Origin of the sequence: Streptomyces sp. H27-H5 (assembly GCF_026627505.1) — a bacterium.
Taxonomy (GTDB): Bacteria; Actinomycetota; Actinomycetes; order Streptomycetales; family Streptomycetaceae; genus Streptomyces.
Window position 1 is genome coordinate 1 of the sequence record NZ_JAPNLK010000096.1, and the last position, 22,633, is coordinate 22,633.

A 22,633-nucleotide genomic window follows, 5' to 3' on the forward strand; every position below is an offset into this window, starting at 1 on the left:
CGCAACCGCCTGACCTGCACGAACACCCTCGCCTAGACACACGCCGATCCGGCGTGCGCTCCGGCATATCCACAGGTCAAACCCCATATTCGCGTACTAGAGCGCCACCTCAACTGCGGAACTCAGGCCAATACTTTCCATTCCTTGCATGGAGGCATTGCACGTGAGCAGCACCACCACGGCCGCCCCGGGGCGGCCGTCTGTCCCCGGCCCCGGTAGGGGTGGCGTCGAGCCGGCGGCCGCGCCGCGCATGGTGCGTCAGCGGCGGCGCTGGCCCGGGTTGATCGCTCTGTCGGTCGCGTTGATCGCGGCCGGAGGCCTGTCGGGCGCATTGCTGTTCACGGCGTCGGGTGAGCGGTCGAGTGTGTTGGTGGTGGCGCATGACGTGCCGGTGGGGGCGACGATCACCGCCGCCGATCTCGCCCCCGCGTCCCTCGCTCTGGATCCGGCGGTCAAGGCGGTCCCGGTCACGAAGCGGTCGAGCATGGTCGGGCAGCGGGCCGCCGTCGCGTTGAAGGCAGGTTCTCTGCTGTCTCCCGGTCAGGTGACGTCTGTGTCGCTGGTCAAGGCCGGTGAGCAGCTTGTGGGTGTGGCGTTGAAGCCGTCGCAGCTTCCGGCGACGCGGTTGGGGCCGGGTCAGAAGGTGTTGATCGTGTCGACTCCCGATCCTGCCCAGGCCGCGGCGGGCGCGGGTGCGGGGAAGGCGGGTGAGCCGGCGGTCGCGCCGAAGACTTTGGCGGCGACGGTGGTGGCGGTGGGTGTGCCGGCGCCGGCGACGGGTGTGGTCGTGGTGGATGTGGCGGTGCCGTCCGCGGATGGGCCGACGTTGGCGGCGCGGGTGGCGACCGGTGCGGTGGCGTTGATCATCTCGCCGCAGGAGGCGGGCTGATGGCGGTTGTGGCGTTGGCGGGTGGTCTCGGTGCTCCCGGGGTCACCACGACCGCGATGGCGTTGCTGATGGGGTGGCCGTTGGCGCAGGGGCATCGGGTGGTGCTGGCCGAGGCCGACCCCGATGGCGGGGCGATCCTGCCGGGTGCGCTCCAGGGCACCTTGGACAACACCCACGGCCTGCGAAATCTGGCGGTGGCGGCCCGTCAGCAGCAGTTGGCCGAAGCGTTTTGGCGTCAGTTGGTCGACGTCACCGACGCCGAGACTCGTGATCGTCTGGTGCTGCCGGGTCTCTACGATCCCGCGCACGCGTCGGCGATGGAGCCGGTGTGGCGGCCGCTCGCGGCGTTGTTTGCCGGGATCGAGGAGCACGGGCACGACGTCCTGGTCGACCTTGGTCGGCGGGGGGCGTTCGGCGCGTCCGCGATCCTGGCGCAGCGAGCCGACGTCGTCTTGATGGTCGTCCGCAACACGATGCGCGGGTTGCAGGGCGCCGAGGTGCGCTTGAAGACGCTGCGCGAGCAGCTCGGGGGGAGTGCGGAGATCGGGATCCTGCTGGTGGACGAGGGGCCGTATCCCAAGGAGGAGGTCCGCAAGCACTTGGAGGCGCCGGTGGTCGCGGTGATTCCGTGGCGGCCCAAGGAGGCACGCGTCTTTTCGGATGGTGCGGAGCAGCCGCGTCGTTTCGAGGTGGGTGAGTTGATGCGGTCGGCGCGGTCGGCCGCGCTGCGGGTGCGGGAGCTGGTGGAGATCCGCCGTTCCCGACTGGCCCCACCGCCACCCGAGCCGCCTGCGGGAAGGGAGGTCAGTGGTGCGCGCTAACCCGGTCCACAGCAACCCGCAGATCAACCCCAGTTCGTCACTGACCGCGCGCCTCGCCGGTTCCCGCGCGGCGGTACCCGCTCCCGTGCACCAGCCGGCGCCCGCGCCGCCGGGCCCCGGATCCGCCAACCCGTGGGTCGTTGCCTCGGGCTCCCCGGGCGCGGGTGCGCTCGTCCCCGCCCAGGCGGCGCCGGTCGCGCCGATGACGCTGGACTACGCCGCCGTACGCCTGATCAAGAAAGAGGTCGGCGAGCGACTGACAGAGCTGTTGCGGGCGCGCCCGGGTCTTTCCGCGGAGGCGCAGGAGCAGCAGGGGCGCCATCTGATCAATGAGCAGGTGGCGATCTGGTCGGATGCCGAGGCTGTTCGTCGGGGTGTCGCGAGCAGTGCGGCCGAGGACGCGATCATGGCGCAGGCCGTGTTCGATCTCCAGTTTCGGGCCGGCCGTCTGCAAGCCCATCTCGACAATCCGTTGGTCGAGAACATTTTCATCAACCGGCACACGGATGTGTGGCTGGACTTCACCGACGGGCGCCGGGTGCGGGTAGCGCCGGTCGCGGAGTCCGAGGAGGAGTTGCGCGAGCTGTTGCGGGATCTGGCGCGTCGCACCACAGGTCAGAATGAGCGCAGTTTGTCGACCGCGGATCCGTTCCTGGCGTTGCGTATGTCGGACGGGTCGCGTCTTCAGGCGATGATCGAGGTGACGCCGGGCGCCTACGTCACGATCCGCCGGCACAGCATGCGTGACGCCGACCTGCCCGAACTCGTCGAGCGCGGCATGCTCGACACCACCTTGGAAGCCTTCCTTCGCGCCGCTGTCCGTGCGGAGAAGAACATCATGGTGGTGGGCGGCCAGGCCGCGGGCAAGACCACCTTGTTGCGCGCTCTGTTGCGGGAGATCGATCCCGACGAGCGGTTCGCGACGCTGGAGACCGAGTACGAGTTGTTCGCCCACGAGAACGGCTTTCACCGGCAGGTCGTGCCGATGGAGGCCCGCGAGTCCAACGGGGAGATGGTCGGCGGGGTCGCGGCCGGCGAGATCACGCTGATGGACCTGATGTATCGGGCGCTGCGCATGACGCTGACCCGCATCGTGGTCGGCGAGGTCCGTGGGCCGGAGATCGTCGCGATGCTCCAGGCCATGACCAACGGCGCCGGCGGAAACCTCTGCACCCTCCACGCCATCCGGCCGTCCGTGGTCTTCGACCGAATCGCCGAACTGTACCTGCTGGCGCAGGCCAACATGAGCGAGCAACTCGCCTACCGGCAGGCCGCGAACGGGCTCGACTTCATCGTGTTCGTGTCCTCGATCGACGAGACGCGCATCGGCGGACACCGACACCGGTTCCTCTCCCACGTCCTGGAGGTGACCGGCATCGGTGAGGGCGGCCGCCCCGAGACGAACGCGATCTTCGGCCCGCGCCCGGAGTGGAACGAGCCCCGCGCGGTACCGCTCATGCTGCCGCGCTGTATCAACGACCTGCGCCGCGTCGGCTTCGACGCGTCGCTGCTGAACGAGCCCGGCGGCGCGTGGCCCTCGACGCTGCCGCTCCTGATCACGGAGGACGCGCTGTGACCGTCCTTCTGATGTGGGTCCTGGCCGGCCTCGCCGTCGCCGGCGGTCTTGTCGGTCTCGTCGCCGGGATCGTGGGCACCACCACCCCCAAGGGCCCCGACATCGGCGCGCGGCTTCGGGCCGGGCGCACGCTCGCGTCCCGGGACGAGACGATGGCCCGCCGCACACGGCTCGCCCTCGGGGCTGTGGCCGGTGTCCTGGTCTGGCTCGTGACGGGCATGTTCGTCGCCGGGGCGATGGTGCTCCTCGCCGTGATCGGGGTGCCTTGGCTGTTGTCGCCCACGAAGTCGGCGACGACCCGGATCGGAAAGCTGGAGGCGCTCGGCGACTGGACGCAGCGTCTGGGCAACGTCCTCAGGTTGGGGCGCGGGCTCGATGAGGCGTTGCAGGTGTCCCGCAAGGGGTGCCCGGAGGACATCGCGGGTGAGGTCGGGGACCTGGTGGACCGGCTTCAGGTCGGGTGGCGGCCCACCGACGCGCTGCGCCTGTTCGGCGACGCCCTGAACGATGTCACGGCCGACAAGGTGGTGGCCGCGCTGGTCCTGTCGGCGGCCGACCGCGGCCCGGGTCTCGCCCAGGCGTTGGACGATCTCGCCGAGTCCGTGCACGAGGAGGTCGCCCGGCGTCGAGTGATCGAGGCCGACCGGGCCAAGCCCCGCACGACCATGCGGTGGATGACGATCATCACGCTCGGCATCATCGGCGCCGGCTTCCTCGTCCCCTCCTACACCGCCCCCTACGGCACCACGATCGGACAGATCGTCCTGGCGGTCTTGCTGGCCGCGTTCGTCGGAGTCCTCTCACTCATGCGGCAGATCGCCGACACCAAGCCCGTCCCCCGGTTCCTGATCGCCGACCCGCGCAGCGCCGTCGCCGCCCTCCCCGTCACGGAGGAATCCGAGGATTCCCCCGTGGAGGTGACGGCATGACGACGCCAGTCGCCGCGATCCTGGCCGGTGCCGCGATCGGAACCGGCGGAGCACTGCTGATCCGCGAGGTACTGCGCCCCGCACCCGCCCTCGGGCCGGCGCTGCGCCGCCTCAACCAACCCCCAGTCCCCCAGGCCGCCATGGCGGGCGAGGGTGCCGATCGGGACGAGCGGTGGGGGCAGTGGCTCGTCGAGCGGCTGTCCGATGTGCCGGGGGTGCGGATCCCGTACAAGGATCTCGCCCTCGCCGGCGCCACCCCCGCCCGCTTCCTCCTGACCAAGGTCGCGCTGGCCGGTGCCGGCTTGCTCCTGCCGCCGCTGTCCACGATCCCGCTTCTGCTGTTGGGCCTGCCCCTGTATCTCCCGGCGATCGTCGGGATCCTGGCCGCCGTCGTCTTGTGGTTCGCGCCGGATCTCGCGTTGCGGGACAAGGCCCGGCGGGCGCGGGCGGAGTTCGCGCACGCCATGGCCGCCTACCTCGACCTCGTCGCCCTTCGGCGGGCCGGGAACGTGTCCGCCGAGCAGGCGATGGAGCAGGCCGCCGAGGTTGGCGAGGGGTGGGCGTTCCAGCGGATCCGGGGGGCGTTGGCCCGCTCCCGGGTCGACAAGGTGCCGCACTGGGAGTCCCTGGCCCGCCTCACCGCCGAACTCGACCTGCCCGTCCTCGACGACCTCGCCGCGATCATGCGGCAGTCCGCCGACGACGGCGCGTCCGTCTACGCCACACTCCGCTCCCGCGCCAAGAACCTGCGCACCGAACTACTGGCCGCGCAGGCCGCCGAAGCGAACGCCAACTCGGAGAAGATGACCGCCCCCGGCGCCCTGATGGCCGTCCTGGTGATGCTCCTCATCGCGTTCCCCGGCGTCATCCGCATGATCAACACCTGACTCACACGAAGGAGATTCCCTGATGAACAAGCTTGCGATCCGTCTCGCGGTGGCCCTCAAGTCCCGTTGGGAGGAAGTCCAGGAGCACGCCGCCGAGGATCGGGGCGACATCTCGATCACGACCATCATCATCTGGGTGGCCGCCGTCGCCGGGGCCCTCGCGATCGCCGGGACGATCGGCATCGTCGTGACGAAGTACAACGGCAAGCTTTCCGGGATCTAGGAAGCCGACGGAAGAGGGAACGACGAAGGGGGAGGAGTGTCGGACACCGCGCAGTGCGGATCCGCGCCGGAGGTCGAGGGGGCCACGGGCGGGGACCGGGGTGGGAAGGATCGGGGGGAGTCGTCGATTCAGATGGCGATCGTCTTTCCGATCGTTCTCCTGGTCACCATCTGCGTGGTGCAGGCGGCCATGTGGTTCTTCGCCCGGAACATCGCGCTGACCGCGGCCCGCGAGGGCGTGGCGGCCGCCCGTGTCTACCAGTCCCCCGAAGGCGCCGGCGCGGCCCGGGCCCGCGAGACGCTCGGTCGTATCGCGGGCGACAGCCTCACCGGCACCACGGTCAGCACCTCGGGCAGCAGTGCCACCGAGGTACGGGTCACCGTCACCGGCCACGCCCCGTCCATGATCCCGGGCCTCTCCGGACTGAGCGTGTCCCAGTCGGCGGGAGCCCCGCGCGAGAGGTGGACAACACCGTGACCGACACCCCTACCGCGCACAGCAGTTGGGCGAGGCGGTGGCGGGAGGATCGGGGCAGCGAGACCATCGCGGCCGCGATCGTCACCCCGCTGCTGTTGATGTTGTTGTGCATGGCGATCGCCGGTGGGCGGATCGTCACGTCCGGGGCGAAGATCGACGCCGCCGCCGAGGACGCCGCCCGCGCCGCCTCCATCTCGCGCACCCAGGGCGGGGCGCAGGCCGAGGCGAGCGCCGCCGCGGCCCGCTCCCTCGACGACCAGGGCGTGCACTGCGCATCGAGCAGCACCAGCGTGGACACCTCCGGTCTCGCCGTCCCGATCGGGGAAGTCGGCACCGTCACCGTGACGATCTCGTGCACGGTGACCATGGCCGACCTTCTGCTCCCCGGGGTTCCCGGATCCAAGACTTTGACCAGCCGGTTCACGTCGGTGGTTGACGCGTACCGCTCCCGGGAGGGATAGGCCATGGCCTCACCCACAGTGCCCACACCACCCACCGGACCGGACCCCGCATCGCAGAGGGGACCGGAGTCGGGGGTGCGCCGAAGCCGGTTGCGTGGTGACGAGGGCGGGATCGCCATCTACACGGCGGTCGTGACCGTCGCCCTGTTGGGGATCATCGGTCTGGCGATCGACGGGGGTGGGAAGCTGCGTGCCACCGAGCGGGCCGATTCCGTCGCGATGGAGGCCGCCCGCGCCGCCGGCCAGGCCATCGACCCCGCATCGGCCGTCACCGGAACGGGTGTCCGCGTCGATCCGCAGGCCGCCCAAGCCGCCGCACAGGCCTACCTGTCCCGCGCCGGCACCCAGGGCACCACCGCCCTCTCCGCGGACGGCACCCAGCTCACCGTCACCGTCCACGACACCTACGCGACACGATTCCTCGCGATCGTGGGCGTCGGATCGATGAGCGTCACCGGCCACGGATCCGCCCGACTCCTGCACGGCGTCACCCAGCCCGAATAGCCCCGCCAGATAGGACCGGTTCATGTCGAAGCCCCCCACCGCCGGCAAGCCGGCCCCTCCCGTACGCGGCGCGGCGCAGACCGCGGCCGCGATGCTGCGCGGCATCCTCAGCCTGACCATCCTTGCCGCGCTGTTGGTGGGTCTGCCTGTTCTGTTGTGGTGGGCCACCGCGAGGGTCGGCCCACCCGGACTCGACGCCCTCGCCCATCTGTTCTCCACCGACGACTCGGGCCAGGTCTTCCTTCTGGTCCTGGCCGTCGCCGGATGGGTGGGATGGGTCCTGTTCGCGTGTGCGGTGCTGTTGGAGATTCCCGCCCAGCTCCGCGGTCGCGCAGCCCCCCAGATTCGGGGGTTGGTCGGGCAGCGGGCCGCCGCCGCCCTGGTCGGCGCGGTGTTCTTGGCCCTGCCCGCCGGAACGGCCCTCGCCGCGCCCGCGACAGCCGCCCCCACCAGCGCACCCGTCAGCATCAGCGCGACCGCAACACCCGGCACCACCACCACCGCCGCCGCCGGCACGACCGGTGCTGTGGCGGACGAAGGTGGGAGCGCGGCGGTGACGTACAGGGTGCGGGACGTGAAGCCGGCCGAGAGCCTGTGGTCGATCGCCGAACATACCTTGGGCGACGGCGAGCGGTGGACCGAGATCGCCGCCGCCAACGAGAACCGCGTCATGGTCGACGGCACCATGTTCCGTGCTGATCAGCCGATCCAGCCTGGATGGGTCCTGACCCTGCCCGCCGACGCGTCGACCACCACACCCGCCGGCATCCGGGCGCAGACCAGCCGCACCGCCCCGGTCGGCGTAGCCGAGTACACCGTTCAGGAGGGCGACAGCCTGTCCACCGTCGCGGACGAACAGCTCGACGACGCCGACCGCTACCCGGAGATCTTCGAACTCAACCAGGGCGCGCCGCTCCCCGAGGGCGGTGCCTTCACCGACCCCGACCTCATCTATCCCGGACAGAAGCTCGCCCTCCCCGCAGCGGACAGCACGCCCGCGCCCCAGGCCCCCACCCCCGCGCCGGAGGTCTCCCGCCCCACCACACCGCCAGCCGACACGCCGGTCCCCACCCCCACCGCGCCCAGCGCGAAGGCCACTCCCACGCCGCAGTCGAGCGCGACGCCCAAGGCCAGTACGACCCCGAAGCCGAGCGCCGCCGCGCCCACCGCGAAGGCCTCGCCCCCGCCGCAGACCAACACGCCGACGCAGGCCGGCCCGACCGCGAGCCCCAGCGCGAGCGCCGCGAAGCCCAACCCGGCCGCGTCGACTTCCCCGAAGGCCGCCGCGCCGGCCACACCCGCGGCCGCCCCGGCCGCCCCTCGGGCGCAGCTCACGGGAAGCAGCGTCAATTGGGTGTTGGTCGCCGGGATCGGCACGCTCCTTGCCGCGTCACTCGCGGGGGCGTTGGGGGTGCGGCGGATCCTGCAACAGCGTCAACGCCGCGCGGGAGAGACCATCGCGCAGGACAGTGTTCCCACCGAGGTGGAACAGGTCCTCGACGCGGCAGCGGAGCCGCAGGGCATCGACTTCCTCGACCGTGCCTTGCGGGCCCTGGCCCACCAGGCCGGCGAGGACGGCATCAGCCTGCCGGCGCTACGCGGTGCACGCCTCACGGCCGACGGCATCACGCTCCTACTGGACGAGCCGGCCGACCCCGTCGCCCCGTTCACCACCGGCCCCGAGGCCCGGACATGGGCACTCGACCCCGCGGCGGTGCTGCCGACGGTCGAGGAACTCGGCGACGTCCACGCCCCCTACCCCGGTCTGGTCACGCTCGGCGCGGACGACGACGGTCTCCTCCTGGCGGACCTGACGACCTGCGGAGTCCTGCTCCTGGACGGAACCTCCGACGAGGTCCTCGAAGTCGCCCGCGCCCTCGCCCTGGAACTCGGCACCTGCCGTTGGACCGACTACAGCGAGATCCTCACCACCGGACTCGGCGCCCGACTGTCCGGACTCCTGCCGCAGGGCCGCATCCGCACCATGCCCCACCTCCCGGCCGTCGCCACCGACCTCGGCGAACTCCTCCTCGAAGCACACCAGAGCGGTGAACAGGTCCTGCCCTGGCTGATGATCGGCGCGGGTGAGCACGACGAGGAGCACGTCACCCAGCTCGCCGACGCCCTCGCGGCCGCACGGACCCTGCACACGGCGGTGGTCCTGCCCGCCACCGCGACGGCACGGCGCGCGTTCCCGCACGCCGAGATCCTCGACACCACCCGCGACCAGAGCACCCGCCTCGAACCGCTCGACCTCCCCGTCACCTTGCAACGCATCACCGACGAGCAGTACCGCCAGTACGTCCACGCACTGACGGTGTCCGCCGAGGAAGCCGAACCGGCGACCGGGGCGTGGGAGTTCGTCGAGAACCACGACCAGGCGGCCGCGAGCGGACAGCCGCTCACCGTCCGCATCACCAGCCAGGACGCCCAAGACCCCGGGAACCCGTTCCCCGCACTCCTCGCCGGACTCCCCACCCCGACCCCCTCCCCCACCGCCGCCACCATCCCGGCACCGGCCGCGCCCGCCGACGAGCCGGCCGCAGCGGAGCCGGACCCGGACACCGGGGCGACGCCCGGGGCCGCCACGCAACCGCAGCCGCCTACCGTCGCGGCCGGCAAGAAAGCGGTGGAGGTGCGGATCGAGATGCTCGGGCCGCTCGGGATCAAGGGCGGCGTGCGATCCGCTCACGCCTCCCGCACCACCGCCCTCGCCGCATTGATCCACCTGCGCCCCGGACGCAGCGCCGAAGCCGTCTGCCAGGCCATGGACCCGATCAACCCGTGGTCCACGCGCACCCTGCACTCCCGCCTCTCGGAGCTGCGCAACGTCGTCGGACTCACCGAGGACGGACACCCGCTCCTGCCCCGCCCGAAGGCCGGCGACGGATACGCCTTCCACCCCGCGGTGACCTCCGACTGGGAGGAGTTCAAGGCGTTGGCGTCCCGGGGGCTGGCCGCCGGGCCGAAGGCTGGCACCGAGGACCTGGAAACGGCGATGGCCCTCGTTCGGGGGAAGCCGTTCGACGGGCGCACGCTTCCCTGGGCCGATCCCGTCATTCAGGAAATGATGTCGCGGATCACCGACACCGCCCACACCCTCGCCCGCTGGCACACCGACGGCGACACCCCCGACCTCGACGCCGCCCGCCACGCCGTCCTCCAAGCCCTCGACGTCGAAGAGACCTCCGAAGTCCTGTATCGGGATTTGCTCCGAATCGACTGGACCGCCGGCAACACGACTGCGGTCCGCAAGACCGTCGCGCGGGTCCAGCAGATGGCCCGCACCTACGACATCACCCTGGACGACTCGACCGAGGACACCATCACCCGCGTCTTGTCACAGGACCCCTACCCGGCCGCGCACCGCGCCGCGACGAGCTGACGACCACCGTCGAAGTACGAACGTGCGGGGCCTGCCGTTGGCGGGCCCCGCACGCGTCTGCACCCGCAGCCAGACTTTTACCCGGTAAAACTCCGGCCGAGGAGGCCGGCACAGCACCCGCCACGGACGGCCACCCAGGCCGGACTTGCACGGGGGCAAGCCGTGCTCGTCACAGGGCGCCGGTAGTCGAGGGTTCAGGCCAGCGGCGCGACCGCGTGCCGCGCGGCGGCCAGCAGCTCGGCGCGGGCCTGCGACTCCCCCACCGGCAACCGCGTCACCCACTCCGCCCGTACATCCGCCACCGCGGCACACATCGCCAGCACCTCCCCGGCCAAGGTCTCGTCCAGCCCGGTCAACTGCGGCCCGGTCACCACGACGGGCCCGTGGAAGCCGTACGGGATCTCAACTCCCCGCCAGTGAGAAGCGAGCACCCACGTCGCCAGGTTCATGGGGAGGTTCTCCGCCTGCCCGTTCCCGTGGACATGCAGGTGCGCCCGGCGGTGATAGATGGCGGCGTCCGCCGATCCGCCCACGGCAGTACGCACCGTCTCCCGGCGCTCCGCGTACTCCTCCGGCCACGAGAGCGCGACGACCGAGCCGTCCGTATCGATCCGCAGCGCATCCATGATGTCTCCCACCTCTTGAACTTGGGAACAGGCTATGACCCCTGAAGCGGCGTCGGGCCACGGTCGGGAAACCGGTCCCTCACGCTGCCAGAGAGGCAACGGGCAACGCCTATCGCCGGACCGGCCGGCGCGGAATCGTGGCCAGCATGCAGATCACACACCTTGACGGGCTGGGCCCCGTCACCGCCGTCATCCGCTCGATCGGTGTCCGCCACGACGGCGCCCACCAGCTCGTCACCGACGGCCTGTATCTCGACTTGTCGAAGGCCTTGCGCAACCCCGCGCACGACCCCGCGATGCGCTACCTCACCGGTCTGCATCGGGAGGTGTACGCCCACGTCCTGCACACCCCCGGCGCCAGGGAGTTGATCGCCAGGACCGCCGTGCAGCTCCGCGCTCTGGCCGATGAGGTCCCGCGAGGACACCTGGTCCGCCTGACTGTGGCATGCCAAGGGGGCCGGCACCGCTCGGTGGCAGTCGCGGAGGCGGTCGCCCGGCGAGTCTGGACAGCTTGGGGCGGTGAGTGCGGTGTCGACGTCGAGCACCATCACATCGACCATCCGGTCCTGCCCGCTTCCAGGTGACTCACTGAACCGGCGCTCTCGGGCCGATCACCGGGTCGGCCTTCGGGCACCGGTCACCGGTCACCGGCATCGGTCACCGGCTCCACGAGGGCGGAGGTGGTGACCGGTCAGTCATCGGTCACCAGTCACCGGTCAATCGGTCAGGTCCGGGGCCGGTGACCGATCGGTCACCGGCGTCCCCGACCACCGTGCACGCGGTCAGTCACCGGTCGCCCGGACGTCGATCACCGATCACGGCTTCGGCGGACGGCCTACCCCCGAAGGTCCGGTCAGTCACCGGCTCTTCGGGGGTGGGCCGAGGCCAGTCACCAGGCCGGTCACCGGTCGTCAGTCACCGGGTGGAACGGACCTGGCCAAGACCGGTGACCGATCAGTCACCGGCATCCCAGACCGCAGGTACCAGGCGGAGGCACCGATGACCGATGGCTCCGGCCAGCCGGCACCGGTCACAGGGCGGACCCACCAGTCACCAGTCACCAGTCACCTCGCAAACGCGCTCGTTCCCGGCCGGTGACCGATCAGTCACCATGCCTCGGTGGGCGCGCACTCGGTCAGTCACCGGTACCCCAGACCACGGGTGCCAGGCGGAGGCAGCGGCTCAGCCAGCACCGGTCACAGGGTCGGGCCCACGAGTCACCAGTCACCACCCGGTTAGGGCCTGGGGCCGGTGACCGATCGGTCACCGGCCCCAGGCCACCGTGCACGCGGTCAGTCACCGGTCACCCGCACCGGTAGCCGGTCTGTCAGAACGCCGGCTGACGCGAACAGCCGGTGAGTCACCGGTCGGATGGAGCGGGTCGAGGCCAGTCACCGGAGACAGTCACCGGTCACCGGTCATCAGTCACCGGGCAGATCGGTCGCGGCCAGGACCGGTGACCGATCGGTCACCGGTACCTCAGGTAGCGGGGTCAGGCGCGGTTGGTGACCGACCGCAGGTGTCCGCGCCCCGACTGACGACGGTGTTCCTCTCGGTACTGGACGGCGCCGCTCAGGCGACGTTGACCGGTGCTGGGAGAGACCCCGAGCCGGCGGGCGACTTGCGCGCCCGCGAGCTTCTCGCCCTCCGCGTCGGCTTCGTCCAGCCACAGAGCCACCTGTCGGACTTGACGCTCAGTCTCCGTCAGGCCGTCGTCAGCGTCGGGCTCCTGCTCCGGCAGCCGCGCCGTGACGGCACCGCCGGCAGCGGTCGACGTCTCCGCGAGAGCTTCGCTCCCGGGGGACGGTACGTCTCGGCGGTGCTGCCGGGGGACCGCCCGGGCGTCGGCCGTCGAGGCCTCCGGCGCGGTCGACGAGGTTGCCGTGCCGGCCGGGACCGGAGCGGGACTGTGCTCCGTCCGAGGGGCGAAGAACGGGTGAGGCTCCACCGGCTCCTCAGGTGCCGGTGACACCGGTTCGTCGTCGGGACCAAGGCCGTCAACAAGATCATCGGGCGCCTGGCCGGCAACCGTCGCAGTGGGGAGTTCCGTGAACGGGGCCAGCAGGAGTGTGATCTCCCCGGCCGTCACCGGGGCGCCCGTCGTGACGTCTCGGATGCCGTAGGCGTCGGCCAGGTGCGCCGCGAAGGTCTGCGCGTCGGGCATCGTTCCGGTGGCCGCAGCGAGGGAACGATATGCCTCGAACAGCCCTCCCCCGTCCCACACGCTGTCTTGCACGGCGGGTCGGGAGATCGGCGCCTGGTGGCGGGTGTCGGCGTAGTCGTGCTCCCGCTCCAACGGTTCGGCGTACGCCTCGACCGGAACCCCCTCACCGTGCTCCGGCTGTGCGAGAGGAGCGGGCTCGGATGGCGCGGCCGGCGCCGGCGGGAGGGTGTCGTCCCGTTCGACCGTCACCTCGTGCTCGACCGACGACGGCGCGGGGCGCAGCAGTGCGGGTTCGAGGCCGGCCGCGGTGAGGCCGTAGGAGGCGGTCTGTGTCAGGGGGACGCCGATGCGGGCCAGCCTCAGCGGCATCAGCGCCTCGACGGGGGCCTTGCGACGCCAAGCCCGCCCGTACCGGGCCTGGAGCCGCGCCTGGTATATCAACCGGTCCTGCTCCATGCCGACGGCCTGCTCGTAGGAGCGCAGCTCCCACAGCTTCATCCGGCGCCACAGCTTGAAGGTGGGCACCGGGGAGAGGAGCCATCGGGTGATGCGGACGCCTTCCATGTGCCGGTCGGCGGTGATGTCCGCGATCCGGCCCACCGCATGGCGGGCTGCCTCGACGGCGACCACGAACAGGATCGGGATCACGGCGTGCATCCCCACGCCCAGGGGGTCGGGCCAGGCGGCCGCGCCGTTGAACGCGATCGTCGCCGCCGTCAACAGCCATGCGGTCTGACGCAGCAGCGGGAACGGGATCCGCAACCAGGTCAGGAGGAGATCGAGCGCGAGGAGTACGCAGATCCCGGCGTCGATACCGATCGGGAAGACGAGCGAGAAGCCGCCGAAGCCCTTTTGCAGCGCCAGGGCGCGCACCGCGGCGTACGAGCCGGCGAAGCCGATCCCCGCGATGAGCACAGCACCGGCGACCACGAGGCCGATGAGTATCCGGTGCGTGCGCGTGAGCAGGATTGGTGAGTTGCCCCCGGTCATCCCAGTCCCTCCTGCGTCTTCTTCATCATCTTCACACTCTCACGGTGGGTCACCCGTGGCACCTGAGTTCGCTTCAGATCGTCGGCGAGGTACTCATGGGGCGGGCTGGGCCGGGCGGGTGGCATGGCCACGAAGGCTCGCCGACTCGCGGGATCCAGCTCGATGGACGGTGGTTTTTTTACCGCGTAAAAGTCTTCGGCTGCGGGTCACAGGATTCGAGGATCCGCAGCCGGAGTTTTACGCGGTAAAAAACCGACCGCGGGGGGAGCTCTCCGCCAGCCACGGAGGCTCGTCCCCCGGCCAGACTTTTACGCGGTAAAACCGTGCTCGTCACAGGGCGTCGAGTAGCTGTTGTGCGATCTGCTGAACGGTGCCTGGCGGGCAGCGGTCGAGGATGGCAGCGGTGACCGCGTCAGCGTTTGTCCAGTCGACCGGGGTGTCTGGCTCGCGTTCCGGTGACTCGCTTCGGGGTTCCGGAACCACTTGGTGAGTCGCGGTCGAGGCAGGTGCCGTCTCGTTACGCGGCGGTGCGTCAGTGCCCGTGGGGGCAGATCGGGGTTGTTCCTTCTTGATGGCAGCGGCGGCCCGCCCGCGCACTGGCTTGGGCTTCAGGTCCTGTGCTGCCTTCCGCTCCGCCATCTTGGCATCGACAAAGGCGCTCTGCTCCCCTGCGGGTAGGGTGCCGGCCTTGCGCGCGATGGCAATGGGCACTTCCTTCGCCGCGACTCGATCCTGAATGGGCTCGGGCAGCTTCAGCAGTGCCCGCCGCGTCGAGATCCAGGAGTCATTGACCGCGCCGCCGAGGACGGACACGACGGCGGATGCGCTGCCGTGGAAGGCCACGAGGGCCTCGATGGCTTGCGCTTCCTCGATCGGCGTCAGGTCCTTGCGGAAGTGGTTTGCGCTGAGAGCGGCGGCTAGGAGGTCTTCACGAGTCCCTGCGGATGAGTCGTCCACGGTGATGCGCAGTTCGATGCCGGCTTCGCTCGCCGCTCGGAGGCGGCAGTGGCCGTCGATGACGACGTAGTCGCGGTTGGCGGGCACTGCGTCTTGGTGCTCGGGGTGCGCGACGAGGAATGCGAGTCGGGTCATGACGGTGGCAGTCTGGATCTGGCCCACCTCCCGCATGTTCATGGCCAGGCCGTGCAGGTACTCCGGATCGAACTCCCGTCGGGGGTTGTCCGGGTTCTCGGCGACGGTATCGGTGGGAACCGTGACCGGGTGGGCACCCACCACGGAGTCGATGAGCGCTCCGCGCGTGCTCCGAGATCTTGCCGCCCCGAAGGCGGCACTGGGCCCGGTACGGTCGGCCGGCGTCTTACGAGCGGCTGTCACGAGATCTCCTGGACGATCTGGCGCATGACGCGGGACTGGGCACATGAGGGGTCATAGGCGATCAGTGTCCGCCGGGCTCGGGCCGCTTCCCGCTGTTCCTTGAGGCGTGGGATGACTCCCACGACGCGGGGATCTCCGAGCGCGCGCCACTCTTTGAGGGAGCTGGTGATGACGTATCCGTCGCGTGCGTCGTAGAGATTGACGACGAGTCCGAGGTAGGTGGTCGTGATCTGGAATTCGAGCATGCCGTCGTCGATCTGGCCGACGAGCATGTCGTAGGCATCGGCAGAGGAGTCCTCTGCCTGCACAACGATGAGCACGCCGGACTCCCCCACGCGCTCACCGTCTCGTTCGCGGCCGTAGTAGATTGCCGCGTCCATCGCCATGCCCAAGCTCGGAGGGCAGTCGATGATGATGACGTCGTAGTGCGCTTCGAGGGGTTCCAGGGCACGTTCCAGCGTGGCTTGCCGGTTGCGGGCAGTGGAGATCATGACGTCCAGCAGGAACGCGTCCTGGCAGGAGGGCAGGAGGTCCAGGCGGCCGCCGAAACGCTCCTCGTCCACGGGGACGACGAGGTCGTGAATGTCGCCGTCGGCTTGCTTCGCCATGAACTTCGCCAGGCTGGGGCCGTTTGCGGGGAGTTGCTTGACGCCGAGTTGCCTGGAGAGATGCCCTTGAGGGTCGTAGTCCACCAGGAGTACTCGCAGTTGTGGCGCCTCATACGATTCGTCCGCTTCGACGGGCGTGGAGCCGTCGGCTTCCTTGTCGGCGTCGGGTGCGCCGACACGGGCGAAGGTCGCGTTGCCGGGAAATGCTCCGCCTGCGATTCGAGCGAGTTCCGCGTCTTCAGCGAACACGCCCCCCAGGCCGGCGGAGACTGCGGTCTTGCCGACGCCACCCTTCTGGTTGCAGACGATGATGCGGCGGGTGGTCCGCTCCGGCGGTTGGTGACGGGGCGAGGGGTGCGAACCGAGCCAGAGGGTGATGGCTTGGGCGAGACCTTGAACGTAGGGGATGCCTCGTTGGCTGCACTCCTGCTTGAACTCGGCGGTGACCGTGTCCGTGAGCCAGGTCGCGAAGGGGGGTGCTCCTGCGGTGTCGAGGGTGGGAACTGCGGAGTGGGGGGCGCTCTGCCACTCGCTCATCGCGTCGGCCACCGCGTCTTGGATGTCGACACGAAGTTCTGCCGCGCGGATCTTGAGATCGCTCTTGAGGGGCACCGAAAGCTTGAAGGTAACCTTCTGCCTGTCCGGCCGGTCCTCTTGCTCGTCTGTGGGCAACATGGTGAGAGCTTACTTACCTTGATGCTTCCAGAGAAAACTGACGCGCCGTTGTACGCCCCCCTGAGGGCCCGTGGCGCCTTCCGTCACGCCATCACACCAGGGACTCAGCGATCGGCCGCGTAGTCCCCCATTCTGCGCGTCCAATTTTCCCGAAACATCATCATTGCCTGTCTTGCAGGCACCTTTGGCCGACCTCATCGAGGTTGGCGGCTCTCACACCCTGAGTGAGTCACGAGAGCCGCGGCCCGTACTCGACGACGTCCGGAGGTTGCGCAGCAATGCCCGTGACACATCCCTTGTGCCACAGAGACCGTACGGGTCGGGGCCCACGGCGATTCGAGCGCCGTGGGCCCCGCTTATGGTCTCGGTCGTCATGCCTCGCCGGGAGGTGCGTAGTCGGTCCACTGTCCGCACCACTGGAGTCCGACCGCGGTCCGGGTACTGGAGGTAAGGCCTCGCAGCCACTGTGTCTCGGCGGTGTCCAGGTGCGCCTGGCAGGCGTACACGGTGCGGTCCAGGCTCATTGCCTCGCCGGTCCCGCTGTATCCCTCCACCAGCCACGGGGCCGGTGCGGTGCAGGCGCCGGCCTTACCGTGGGCCGGCATCACTCCTTGCCCACCCAGTCGGCGGCGAGCCGCAGACTGCGGGCCACGTGCTCGTCGAGGTGGAAGGTGTACCGGCCCGCAGGACCCGCCGCCTCTTCCGTGAAGAGGACCAGAGTTGCCGATCCGTCGTCGTGCGGGTTCACGATCAGCGCGAGTGCGGTGGCGGTTACATCCGTGAGGGGGGCCATGTGGGTCTCCTCTTGGTCGGGTTCGTTGTCGGATTCAGCCGGTGTAGCCAGCGGCGATCAGGTCGGCGGCCGCCTGGCGGCGCACCCCGGCGACGCTCTGCTTCACGCTGAGAGCTTCGCCGACCTCTTCCAGGGACACCGCGTACATGTCGGGCCGCTCCGGCCGCTGTTCGGCCGGCAGCGCGCTCCACGCGGCCAGGATCATGCGAGCGACCTTCCGCTCCGCCCGCTCGCGAAGGGGCACGCGGGCCAGGTCTTCGGCTTCCAGGGCGGCCACCTCCGCTCGCTCGGTGGCCTCGCGGTGCTCCGCCGTGCGTCGTTGCAACTCCGCCGTCTTTTCTTCGGCTTCCGCTTCGGCAGCCCGGTGCTCCTGCGCGATGCGGTCGGCCTCTGCCGCCTTCCGCCGGTCTTCCGTCGCGCTCCGCTCGGTCTCCGCGGCTTCCGCCTTGGCGGCAGCGGTGGCCTTGCGGTGCTCCGCCGCGATCCGGTTGGCCTCTTCCTTGCGGGCTTCGGCTTCGGCTTCGGCGGCGCTTCGTACGGCTTGCTCCGCTCGCTCGGCGGTGAGCTCCGCCGTCTGTGCGTCTCGCTCCGCCTGCCTGCGGGCGGCTTCCGCCGACAGCCGCGCGGTGTGGGCCGCCGTCTCGGCTTCCGAGGTCGCGGACACCTCGGCCGCGCGGGCTTCCGCCTCAGCCACGATGGTCTCCGCGGCGATGCGGTGCTTCGCGGTGGTCACTGTGGCGGCGATCTCCAGGCGCCGGACGTCGGCGGCCGCGGCTCGCTCCTCGGCGTCCAGGATGCGCTGTTCCTCTCGGGCCTCGGCGGCCGCGATCCGCTCCTGTTCGGCGGCCGCTCGCTTGGCCTCGGACTCCTTCTGTTCCTGGGGCAGGGCCAGCGCTTGGGCGACGGTGAGCCCGTAGGCGCCCATCGTGAACGGGAGCAGGGCGTTCGCGCCGGCCTTCTGTCGCCAGCCCCGGCCGTGCTTGTGCTTGAGGTAGGCCCGGTAGACGATGCGGTCCCGGTCCATGGCCACCATCTGCGTGTACGAGTTGATTTCCCACAGCCGCATCCGGCGGTACAGGCGCCAGGTCGGCCAGGGGGCGAGGGCCCAGCGGTGCAGCGGTACCCGATCCGAGTCGGCGGACATCGACAGCCGGTTCGTTCGAATGATCAGGTGTCGCACGGCTTCGACGACCGCGAGGAACAGCATGGGCATGACGGCGTGCATGGCCGCGGTGAGGGGGTCCTCAAGCGGGGACCGTGCGCCCGAGTACGCGTTGAAGACGACTGTCGCGAGCGTCAGTCCGTGGGCGATCAACCGCAGGAGCGGTTTGGGCATCCGGCGCCACACGAGGATCAGGTCGAGGGCGTACATCGCGACGATTCCGGCGTCCACGCCGACGGGAAAGACTGTCGCGAAGCTACCGAACCCTCTGTTCTTCGCCAGGTTTTGCAGGGCGGTGTAGGACCCGACGAACCCGATCCCGGCGATGACCGCGGCACACAGAACAGCCGCGATGATCAGGGCGCGCATTGCGGTCGCGGGCCACTGTCGCGGGTCGACCGGAGCGGCCTCGGAGGCGGGCGGAGCCGTCGGGGCGGCCGGCGGAGCGCCGACCGTGGCGGGCGGAGTGGGGTCGGCGTAGGCCGGGACGGGGCCCTGCCGTGGCGGAGCCGGCCGGCCGGTCGGCATCAGGCTGGTGGACATCTCTCTCCCTCGATGGTTCGGGGCCGGGCGGGGCCGGAGCCCCGCCCGGTTCCTGCGGCCGGTGTCGCGGTGGCGATGCCCGGGGGTCGGGTGCGCCTTCCGCGTCGGAGGCAGGGCGGAGTCAGTTGGACGGTGTCGGGTGGGGGCGGTCCGGAGTGGGGTCCGGTTCGGTACGCCCGTCCCTCTCGTGCGGGGTGGGCCGTACCGGCAGCGGGGCGGTCATCAGCAGCCGCCGCACTGGCCGTTGAGGGTCTCGGTGTCCACCCACGCGCCGCACCGGGCGCACTGCCAGAGGTGGGCGATCACGTGCCACAGGCGCCTCATCGCGCACCCCCGGCGGGGATGGCCAGCAGACGGGTGGTCCAGCCCCCGCAGCGCGGGCACACGTACTGGCGCGACTTGGGGTCGAGCTTCATCGGCCGGCCGTGGCAGACCGGAGCCGTGTGGCGGGCCATCACTTCCACCACTTCCGGGCGCCCGTGGCGTCCTGGTCGGTGGTGCCGGTGCCGGCCGTGGGCCGCTCCGTGGCCGGCTCGGTCCAACCGCCGGTGCCGGCGGAGTACGAGCGGCCGTGCTGCTCGCGGTCGGCGTCGCTCTGCCCTTGGGCCAGATCGCTCTGGGACATGCTCCTGCGAAATGCCATGATGTGGGTCCGTCTCTCGTGAGGGATGGAACCGGGCGCCCCTTGTCTTCCGGGAAGTTGAGGAGGGGCGCTCCGGCATGTCCGGACCCCTTTCGGATCCGGCGTCTGTGGGTGTCAGAGAGGGCGTCAGGGGCCCTGTCAGGGCCCGTTAGACCTCCGATAGAACCGCAGGTCAGACGGCCGATAGGCCGGTCTGACGGGCCTCCTGGGCCTGCCCCTGGGAGAGGGCAGGGGAGAGGGCCGAATCGGGGTCCGGCGGACCCCCCGGGATGAGCCGCAGGACGGCCGGTGCGGGGGTGCCGGCGGGGGCCGGAACGGGGGCCTCGGCGGGGGTGTGGGCGACAGCTTCGGCGGGCCCCTCCCCGACCGCCTGAGCGGGCACCCGGGTGGGGGCCGCAGCGGGGGTCTCCCCCCGGGTCTGGACGGGGGCCTGGGAGCGGGCCGCGAGCAGGGCCGCGGGGGCCATCCCGAGGGCGGTGGTGGCCGCGTCCACGCGCAGCCCCACCCGGGTCACCGGCTTGCCCTCGATCCGCATGCCGAGCTTGGGCTCCACCGGCAGGCCGCAGCCCTCCACCCAGGTACGGAGCACGCTCAGCTCCGTGCCCTGCGGGAGCAGGCCGGCGGCGGCCGCGGAGTCCAGCACCACGTCCAGGTGCACCCCGGCCCGCCGGGCGGCCTCGGCTTCGGCCAGCGCGCCCACCACGTGTAGCAGCAGGGCCGTACCGCGGTCGGCCTCGCCGGCCTCGCCGGCCTGCGGCTGCTCCTGGTCGTCGTCGCCCTCGGCGCCGGCGTCGTGGTCGTCCTGCTGACCGGCGATCAGGGCGGCCACGACCCACACGGCCGGGGCCGTGGTGAGCACGGTCGGCACCCATCCCCCGACCACCGGCCAGAGGAGGAACGCGCCTCCGGCGGCGTAGCCGAGGTGACGCGCACCGATCCTCCGGCGCGTCTTCGGCTCCGGCGTCTTCTCCGGCTTCCTGGCGGGGGAGCCCTTGGCCGGCTTCTCCCCCTCGGCCGCCTTGGGCCCTTCGGCAGCGGCCACCGGCACGGGCACCGGCTCCTTCGCCCATGCCAACACCGGGGCCAGCATGCGCCGGTTGCCACGGCCGAACGCGTCCAGGCTGATCCCTTCGAGGTAGCGCATCACGCCCCCACCACGGAGCGGAGGAGCGCACCGGTGATGGTGACGGGCAGCGCCCACGCCGCACCGGCCGCGGAGAGAGCACCGGGCGCCGCGACCCCGCAGATCAAATCCTTGAAGAACGCGGGCTTCGAGCCGAACGCGATCAGGACCAGGATCGCGGCGGTGGCGGCCGGCCCGACCGTGCCCACCGTGGCGGATTGCGACTGCATGGCGCTCTGGAAGGTCTCGGACACCGTGCCGACCTGCCGGAAGGCTTCACCGGCCCCGGCCGCCAGAATCCCGATCGCGGCACCCCAGTAGACGACGTGGTGATCCTTGACCGGCTGGAACTTGCCCCCGCCCCGCTTGTACAGGAACAGGGCGACCATGATCACGAGCAGCGCGCCGCCCGTGCCGAACACTCCGAACATGGTGATGACTCCTCAGTGGTGGAACGGGGAGAGGCCGAACAGCGGACCGAGACCGGACACGACGGCCAGCGCGGACGCGAACGGGATACGGACGATCACGGCGATCACCAGCCCCACGCCGCGCACCTCGGACAGGCGCACCGCCCCCCGGCCACGGATACGCCAGTCCACGACCCACGAGCCGACCAGAGCGGCGTAGGCGACCGGCCGAGGCGGCACGGACAGTGCCTCCACGAGGTGGAACGCGAACCCGAGAGAGGCCGAGGCCGCCGTGAGCACCACCCACTTCCTGAAGCGGCGGGCACGCTCGGAGTGGTGGATCCGGTGCAGGGCGGTGTCACGGTGGCGCTGTTCGCGCTGCTCCTGGCGGTGGCGGATCCGCCGCTGTACCCGCGTCTCCCCCTGCTCCTCGAAGTGCCGCTCACGTTCAAGGTGAAGGCGGTGGCGGCGCTCCTCGGGAGTCTCGGCCATGACCATGCCGAGCCTGTCCGCGAACGCGGCCATGTCCGCGCGAGTCAAGTACGCAGACTCCTCCGCAGCGCTCTCGGTCTCGCCCGCCGGAACGGCATCGGCCTCGAACACGTCCGCGTCCGCGTCCCGGTTGATCATCTTCCGGCGGGCCGTGGCCCGTGCCCAGGACGAGGCGCTCACGACTGCGCCCCGTTCCGCGATCGCCGGCCGAACAGCCGGATGTGCAAAGCCCGGCGCTCCGACTGCCGCATCCCGCCCCGCACCCCACGCACCCGCGATGGAGTAGAGCAGTGCTCCAAATCCCGAGCCAGGCACCAGGACTGCACCGGGCACCCGGCGCGCATCGCCAAGGCCTCGCGTTCGGCGTCCGAGGGCGGCGACGAAAGAGGGGTCGCCTGGGGAAGAAACAGTTGGGGGTTCACGCTCGCGCAGGCCGGCCCGCCTGTCTGCTCCCGGCGCACGGTCGGGGCGGGGGCCAGGTCGGGGTACTCCCACAACCGGTCCAGCCAGTCGCCGTCAGCCGGGACATTCGTGCCACCTGTGACGACCCGCTCCACCAGCCACGCTCGGATGCGCAGCTCTCCCGCATCCGGCACCGGCTGTTGCGGCATCACCTGCGGAATCTCGCTCTTTTCGGTGGTGAGCCCTGTCGGTAATGCCGTCCTGGTCTGCACCGGGGCGGGGGCAGTGCCCCGCCGGGGGCGCCACCAGCGCCCCGACTCTGCAACCATCACGTGGTCGGTCCCTTCATCCAAGTGAGCAGGTCCGACAGCCAGTCCGGCGGTTCGCCGCCGGGCATCAATGCCGTGCGCAGGCCAATGCGTACGGCAGGTAGCGGTCCCCGGGGCCAACCGGGGGCCGTTCTGGCTGACATGAGATAACGTATACGCCATAGGTGCCAGGATGCAAGCTTTACG

24 protein-coding genes are annotated in these 22,633 nt (G+C 70.7%); 11 read left to right on the forward strand and 13 right to left on the reverse strand.

Translation table 11 applies throughout. The features are described from left to right. Nucleotides 1–163: 163 nt before the first annotated feature. From OTB19_RS33885 to OTB19_RS33930, 10 genes are all read left to right on the forward strand, one after another. Entirely contained in the window at nucleotides 164–889 is a 726-nt protein-coding gene (locus OTB19_RS33885; RefSeq protein WP_267802561.1) for an SAF domain-containing protein, read from the forward strand. After that, on the forward strand, nucleotides 889–1,710 hold the full coding sequence (locus tag OTB19_RS33890) for a MinD/ParA family ATP-binding protein (protein WP_267802563.1): 822 nt from the start codon (nucleotides 889–891) through the stop codon (nucleotides 1,708–1,710). The genes OTB19_RS33885 and OTB19_RS33890 overlap by 1 nt, the downstream gene beginning before the upstream one ends. Before the next feature lie 202 nt (nucleotides 1,711–1,912). Continuing rightward, nucleotides 1,913–3,286, forward strand: a complete 1,374-nt coding sequence (locus OTB19_RS33895; RefSeq protein WP_267802591.1) for a CpaF family protein — start codon at nucleotides 1,913–1,915, stop codon at nucleotides 3,284–3,286. Further along, the gene (locus tag OTB19_RS33900) at nucleotides 3,283–4,215 is read left to right on the forward strand and encodes a type II secretion system F family protein (protein ID WP_267802564.1); all 933 of its coding nucleotides are present in this window, start codon (nucleotides 3,283–3,285) and stop codon (nucleotides 4,213–4,215) included. The genes OTB19_RS33895 and OTB19_RS33900 overlap by 4 nt, the downstream gene beginning before the upstream one ends. Further along, the gene (locus OTB19_RS33905) at nucleotides 4,212–5,102 is read left to right on the forward strand and encodes a type II secretion system F family protein (protein ID WP_267802566.1); all 891 of its coding nucleotides are present in this window, start codon (nucleotides 4,212–4,214) and stop codon (nucleotides 5,100–5,102) included. Before OTB19_RS33900 ends, OTB19_RS33905 begins: the two co-directional genes overlap by 4 nt. Before the next feature lie 22 nt (nucleotides 5,103–5,124). Continuing rightward, nucleotides 5,125–5,325, forward strand: coding sequence for a hypothetical protein (locus OTB19_RS33910; RefSeq protein WP_267802567.1), 201 nt, complete (start codon nucleotides 5,125–5,127; stop codon nucleotides 5,323–5,325). 126 nt (nucleotides 5,326–5,451) lie between these two features. Beyond that, nucleotides 5,452–5,802 carry a TadE family protein gene (locus OTB19_RS33915; protein WP_324289637.1) on the forward strand — a complete coding sequence of 117 codons (351 nt, stop codon included), beginning with the start codon at nucleotides 5,452–5,454 and terminating at the stop codon, nucleotides 5,800–5,802. Next, a complete protein-coding gene (locus OTB19_RS33920; protein ID WP_267802570.1) occupies nucleotides 5,799–6,263 on the forward strand; it encodes a TadE/TadG family type IV pilus assembly protein in 465 nt (154 codons plus the stop codon). The genes OTB19_RS33915 and OTB19_RS33920 overlap by 4 nt, the downstream gene beginning before the upstream one ends. A 3-nt stretch (nucleotides 6,264–6,266) precedes the next feature. Then, nucleotides 6,267–6,767 carry a pilus assembly protein TadG-related protein gene (locus OTB19_RS33925; protein WP_267802571.1) on the forward strand — a complete coding sequence of 167 codons (501 nt, stop codon included), beginning with the start codon at nucleotides 6,267–6,269 and terminating at the stop codon, nucleotides 6,765–6,767. A gap of 22 nt (nucleotides 6,768–6,789) precedes the next feature. Further along, nucleotides 6,790–10,152 (forward strand): LysM peptidoglycan-binding domain-containing protein, encoded by a 3,363-nt coding sequence (locus tag OTB19_RS33930; protein ID WP_267802572.1) that lies wholly within the window; start codon nucleotides 6,790–6,792, stop codon nucleotides 10,150–10,152. A gap of 194 nt (nucleotides 10,153–10,346) precedes the next feature. Here OTB19_RS33930 and OTB19_RS33935 read toward each other — a convergent pair whose 3' ends face one another. Then, complete coding sequence (locus OTB19_RS33935) at nucleotides 10,347–10,778, reverse strand: hypothetical protein (protein WP_267802573.1); 432 nt, start codon at nucleotides 10,776–10,778, stop codon at nucleotides 10,347–10,349. Between the two features lie 146 nt (nucleotides 10,779–10,924). On the opposite strand from OTB19_RS33935, the gene OTB19_RS33940 reads away from it, so the two are divergent. Then, the gene (locus OTB19_RS33940; protein WP_267802574.1) at nucleotides 10,925–11,362 is read left to right on the forward strand and encodes an RNase adapter RapZ; all 438 of its coding nucleotides are present in this window, start codon (nucleotides 10,925–10,927) and stop codon (nucleotides 11,360–11,362) included. A 908-nt stretch (nucleotides 11,363–12,270) separates the two neighbouring features. On the opposite strand, the gene OTB19_RS33945 is transcribed toward OTB19_RS33940, so the two are convergent. From OTB19_RS33945 to OTB19_RS43770, 12 genes are all read right to left on the reverse strand, one after another. Continuing rightward, nucleotides 12,271–13,932 carry a DUF2637 domain-containing protein gene (locus tag OTB19_RS33945; protein WP_267802575.1) on the reverse strand — a complete coding sequence of 554 codons (1,662 nt, stop codon included), beginning with the start codon at nucleotides 13,930–13,932 and terminating at the stop codon, nucleotides 12,271–12,273. Nucleotides 13,933–14,262: 330 nt separating this feature from the next. Further along, entirely contained in the window at nucleotides 14,263–15,267 is a 1,005-nt protein-coding gene (locus OTB19_RS33950; protein ID WP_267802576.1) for a ParB/RepB/Spo0J family partition protein, read from the reverse strand. After that, nucleotides 15,264–16,550: a ParA family protein gene (locus OTB19_RS33955; RefSeq protein ID WP_267802577.1), complete on the reverse strand. Its 1,287-nt coding sequence runs from the start codon at nucleotides 16,548–16,550 to the stop codon at nucleotides 15,264–15,266. Before OTB19_RS33955 ends, OTB19_RS33950 begins: the two co-directional genes overlap by 4 nt. A gap of 371 nt (nucleotides 16,551–16,921) precedes the next feature. Next, a complete protein-coding gene (locus tag OTB19_RS33960; RefSeq protein WP_267802578.1) occupies nucleotides 16,922–17,155 on the reverse strand; it encodes a hypothetical protein in 234 nt (77 codons plus the stop codon). Continuing rightward, complete coding sequence (locus tag OTB19_RS33965) at nucleotides 17,155–17,343, reverse strand: hypothetical protein (RefSeq protein ID WP_267802579.1); 189 nt, start codon at nucleotides 17,341–17,343, stop codon at nucleotides 17,155–17,157. The genes OTB19_RS33960 and OTB19_RS33965 overlap by 1 nt, the downstream gene beginning before the upstream one ends. Before the next feature lie 34 nt (nucleotides 17,344–17,377). Beyond that, a complete protein-coding gene (locus tag OTB19_RS33970) occupies nucleotides 17,378–19,048 on the reverse strand; it encodes a DUF2637 domain-containing protein (protein ID WP_267802580.1) in 1,671 nt (556 codons plus the stop codon). A gap of 320 nt (nucleotides 19,049–19,368) precedes the next feature. After that, a complete protein-coding gene (locus OTB19_RS33975) occupies nucleotides 19,369–19,503 on the reverse strand; it encodes a hypothetical protein (protein WP_267802581.1) in 135 nt (44 codons plus the stop codon). Further along, nucleotides 19,503–19,673 carry a hypothetical protein gene (locus OTB19_RS33980; RefSeq protein WP_267802582.1) on the reverse strand — a complete coding sequence of 57 codons (171 nt, stop codon included), beginning with the start codon at nucleotides 19,671–19,673 and terminating at the stop codon, nucleotides 19,503–19,505. Before OTB19_RS33980 ends, OTB19_RS33975 begins: the two co-directional genes overlap by 1 nt. 190 nt (nucleotides 19,674–19,863) lie before the next feature. Then, nucleotides 19,864–20,835, reverse strand: a complete 972-nt coding sequence (locus OTB19_RS33985) for a hypothetical protein (RefSeq protein WP_267802583.1) — start codon at nucleotides 20,833–20,835, stop codon at nucleotides 19,864–19,866. Further along, nucleotides 20,835–21,236, reverse strand: coding sequence for a hypothetical protein (locus OTB19_RS33990; RefSeq protein WP_267802584.1), 402 nt, complete (start codon nucleotides 21,234–21,236; stop codon nucleotides 20,835–20,837). The genes OTB19_RS33985 and OTB19_RS33990 overlap by 1 nt, the downstream gene beginning before the upstream one ends. 21 nt (nucleotides 21,237–21,257) lie before the next feature. Then, the gene (locus OTB19_RS33995; RefSeq protein WP_267802585.1) at nucleotides 21,258–21,896 is read right to left on the reverse strand and encodes a hypothetical protein; all 639 of its coding nucleotides are present in this window, start codon (nucleotides 21,894–21,896) and stop codon (nucleotides 21,258–21,260) included. Then, entirely contained in the window at nucleotides 21,893–22,609 is a 717-nt protein-coding gene (locus OTB19_RS43770) for a WhiB family transcriptional regulator (RefSeq protein ID WP_420716969.1), read from the reverse strand. Before OTB19_RS43770 ends, OTB19_RS33995 begins: the two co-directional genes overlap by 4 nt. Nucleotides 22,610–22,633: the final 24 nt, after the last annotated feature.